This window comes from Streptomyces sp. NPDC055078 (assembly GCF_053607985.1).
Window position 1 is genome coordinate 1 of record NZ_JBSGUP010000862.1, and the last position, 2954, is coordinate 2954.

General features: G+C 71.6%; 3 protein-coding genes and 1 pseudogene. All 4 read left to right on the top strand.

What is annotated here, in order from left to right; all coding sequences use genetic code 11:
• A pseudogene (locus ACWF94_RS37795) lies at nucleotides 1-877 on the top strand (hypothetical protein); the annotation flags it as partial.
• A 243-nt stretch (nucleotides 878-1120) separates the two neighbouring features.
• A complete protein-coding gene (locus ACWF94_RS37800; RefSeq protein ID WP_453499364.1) occupies nucleotides 1121-1774 on the top strand; it encodes a YceD family protein in 654 nt (217 codons plus the stop codon).
• Nucleotides 1775-1776: 2 nt separating this feature from the next.
• Nucleotides 1777-1950 (top strand): 50S ribosomal protein L32, encoded by a 174-nt coding sequence (rpmF, locus tag ACWF94_RS37805; protein ID WP_003965982.1) that lies wholly within the window; start codon nucleotides 1777-1779, stop codon nucleotides 1948-1950.
• A 19-nt stretch (nucleotides 1951-1969) separates the two neighbouring features.
• A complete protein-coding gene (rnc, locus tag ACWF94_RS37810; RefSeq protein ID WP_453499362.1) occupies nucleotides 1970-2920 on the top strand; it encodes a ribonuclease III in 951 nt (316 codons plus the stop codon).
• Nucleotides 2921-2954 lie beyond the last annotated feature (34 nt).

The window sequence follows — 2954 nt, forward strand, 5'->3', positions numbered from 1 at the left end:
GTCCAAGACCCTCGAAGCGGTCGGACGCGGTCGGCAGAAGCTGCACGGCCGCACCACCAGCGACGCGCTCGGCGAGCACATGGCCGCCCAGGACGCGGCGGGCACCGGTCACCACGGCAGTGACGCCGACTATCTGGCCGGTCTCGCGGAGCTGGCCGAGCCCGAATCCCCGCCCCGGGCCGGGCGGGGGGCAGGGCACACGGCGCCCGTCATCCCGGCCCAGCAGCCACCCGGCACCCCGCCGCCCGCGCCCGGGCGGCCCGCGTACCACCCGACCGCCGACCAGCGTGCCTACGAGCCGGTGGCCGACCGGCCGAGCGCGTACGAGCCGGCCGCCGGGCAGCAGCCCGCGTACGAGCCGGTCGCGGCGCAGCCGAACGCCTACGAGCCGACGGGGAACGACCAGCCGGGCGGCTACGAGCCGGTCCCGGGCCCGCCCCCGTACCAGCCGGTCGCCGGGCAGCAGCACGCGTACGAGCCGGTCGCGGCGCAGGCCGCCTACCCGGCGGCGGGGGAGCCGCAGCAGCCCCCGAACCCGCCCCAGCAGGACCCCTTCGCCGGATACCAGGCTCAGCCGGCGTATCCCGGGTACCAGCAGGACCCGTACGCGGGATACCAGCAGCAGGGGCAGCAGGGCGAACAGCAGGTCCAGCACGGGCCGCACGGGCAGCAGGGGTACGGTCAGCCGTACCCGCAGCAGGACCCCTACCCGTATCAGCAGCAGGTCCAGCAGCCGGCCCAGCCGCCGCAGCCGCAGCAACCCGGCGAGCCGGTCGAGCCGCCCCTGCCGGGGGCCACGGCCCTTGACGAGACCAGTCTCTTCGACACCAGCATGATCGACATGGACCAGTTGCGCCGCTATGAGCAGGGCCGCTGAGTCCACCGCACCCCCGCCCCCGCCGGGGACCGGATTGGGTGTACGGCCGCCCGTCCAGTATCCTGGCTCTTCGGTCGCGCCTGGTTCGCGATCTCCGCTGTCCGTTTCCGTGGATGTCCAGTGGATGTTCGTGGATGTCCATGGGGTACCTCGGGGTTCTACGGGGTTCCCCAGGAATCACCCGGGAGACACGGGACAGCCCCCTCCCCTCGATCCGAAGTCGATCCGAAAGCAGGAAGAGCCCTGAACGCCCGCCTCGATCACCGCAACCCCCTCGTGTTCGACACACACGAGCTGGGGCGGCGACCCGGCGCGCTCCAGCGGCTGTCCCGCACCGTTCCGACGGCCGGTCTCTCTCCGGCCCTCGGTGTCGAAGGGGTCATCGCCGTGCCGCAGGGCGCGACGGTGGAGCTGGACCTCCGTCTTGAGTCGGTCATGGAAGGGGTGCTTGTCACAGGCACCGCCCGTGCGTCGGCCGAGGGGGAGTGCGTAAGGTGTCTGGAGCCGCTGCGCCTCGATGTCGCCGCGGACTTCCAGGAGATGTTCACGTACCCCGCCCTCGACACAGGCGACCGGGGCCGCGGCCGAGCCGCGCAGCCCGGTGACGACGCCGAGGACGAGGACACGCTCTTCATCGAGGACGGCATGTTCGACCTCGAACCCGTGCTGCGCGATGCGGTGGTGCTCGCACTGCCCATGCAGCCGGTGTGCCGGGAGGACTGTGCCGGTCTGTGCGCCCAGTGCGGAATCAGGCTCGACGACGACCCGGGGCACCACCACGACGCCGTCGACATCCGTTGGGCGGCACTGCAAGGACTCGTCGAAACCGTCAAGGACGACGAGAAGGACAACATGGGCGGCGCCGAAGCGGGCGTCGACGAGAAGCAGGAGAAGTAGCCGTGGCTGTTCCGAAGCGGAAGATGTCGCGCAGCAACACGCGCCACCGCCGGTCGCAGTGGAAGGCTGCGGTCCCCACCCTGGTTTCGTGTGAGCGTTGCCAGGAGCCGAAGCTGCAGCACATCGCGTGCCCGAGCTGCGGCACGTACAACAAGCGCCAGGTCCTCGAGGTCTGAGCGGCTGGTGAGAGGCCCGATGTCCGAGCTGTCCCATGCCAAGAAGCAGGAAGACAACGGCTCAACAGCCAACGCAGCCTCGTCCCACACGCTTCTGGAAGGGCGGCTCGGGTATCAGCTTGAGTCCGCCCTTCTGGTGCGTGCGCTGACCCATCGTTCGTACGCGTACGAGAACGGCGGTCTGCCCACCAATGAGCGGCTGGAGTTCCTCGGGGACTCGGTGCTCGGCCTGGTGGTCACCGATACGCTGTACCGCACCCACCCCGACCTGCCGGAAGGCCAGCTGGCCAAACTGCGGGCGGCGGTGGTCAACTCGCGCGCGCTCGCCGAGGTCGGCCGCGGTCTCGAACTCGGCCTCTTCATCCGGCTCGGCCGGGGCGAAGAGGGCACGGGCGGCCGGGACAAGGCGTCCATCCTCGCCGACACCCTGGAAGCGGTGATCGGCGCGGTCTATCTCGACCAGGGCCTCGAAGCGGCGTCCGAGCTGGTGCACCGGCTCTTCGACCCGCTGATCGAGAAGTCCTCGAATCTCGGGGCGGGCCTCGACTGGAAGACCAGTCTCCAGGAGCTGACCGCGGCCGAGGGGCTCGGGGTCCCGGAGTACCTCGTCTCCGAGACGGGTCCGGACCACGAGAAGACCTTCACCGCTGCCGCCCGCGTCGGTGGTGTCTCGTACGGCACCGGCACCGGCCGCAGCAAGAAGGAAGCGGAACAGCAGGCGGCGGAGTCCGCGTGGCGCGAGATCCGCGCCGCGGCGGACGAGCGGATCGCCGCGGAGAAGGCCGCCGAGGCGAACGGCGCGCAGCCGGCCGAGGCGCAGGAGCGGACACCCGAGGGGACCACCGCCCCCGCGTCCGCCCCCGTGAACCCCACCGCCGCGGAATCATCCGGTTCGCCGGGGACCTCCACTCCGGGTTCCGGTTCGCCGGAGGCCGCCGCCCCGGATGCGGCGGGCCGGGCCACTGCCTGACCGCCGCCCCACCCTCCCGCCGTCCCAGGACGGC

Coding starts and splice junctions, on each gene's coding strand:
- rnc (WP_453499362.1), top strand. CDS start 1,970: ATGTCCGAGCTGTCCCATGCCAAGAAGCAGGAAGACAACGGCTCAACA.